Origin of the sequence: Streptomyces sp. ADMS (genome assembly GCF_033441795.1) — a bacterium.
In the GTDB taxonomy this organism is placed as follows: domain Bacteria; phylum Actinomycetota; class Actinomycetes; order Streptomycetales; family Streptomycetaceae; genus Streptomyces.
The window spans coordinates 1-357 of record NZ_JAVFVX010000483.1 but is presented as its reverse complement, the minus strand read 5'-3'; the positions used below and the strand labels follow the sequence as shown (position 1 = coordinate 357).

Here is a 357-nt window from a genome sequence, read left to right as displayed (position 1 = left end):
GCACTGGGGATACGCCTCCTCGACCAGGCGAAAAACACGTACCCAACCATCACCAAGAGCTGGGTCGACACCGGCTTCAAGAAGGCCGTCGTGGAGCACGGCGCGAACCTCGGAATCGACGTCGAAGTCGTCGACAAAAACCCTGGGACCCGCGGCTTTCACGTCCTGAAAAGGCGCTGGGTAGTGGAACGAAGTATCGGTTGGATCATGATGCACCGCCGGCTCGCCCGCGACTACGAGACCCTCCCCGTCAGCTCCGAAGCCATGATCCATGTCGCCTCGATCGACAACCTCGCTAAGCGCATAACGGACGAGACCACACCAACCTGGCGAGGAACTTACTAGGACTTAAAGGGC

At 59.7% G+C, this 357-nt stretch carries 1 protein-coding gene; it reads left to right on the top strand.

The window, feature by feature from the left end; genetic code table 11:
- Nucleotides 1–345 (top strand): transposase (locus RB628_RS41660; RefSeq protein WP_318325799.1); only part of this gene is annotated, 345 nt, incomplete at its 5' end.
- Between the last annotated feature and the right edge of the window lie 12 nt (nt 346–357).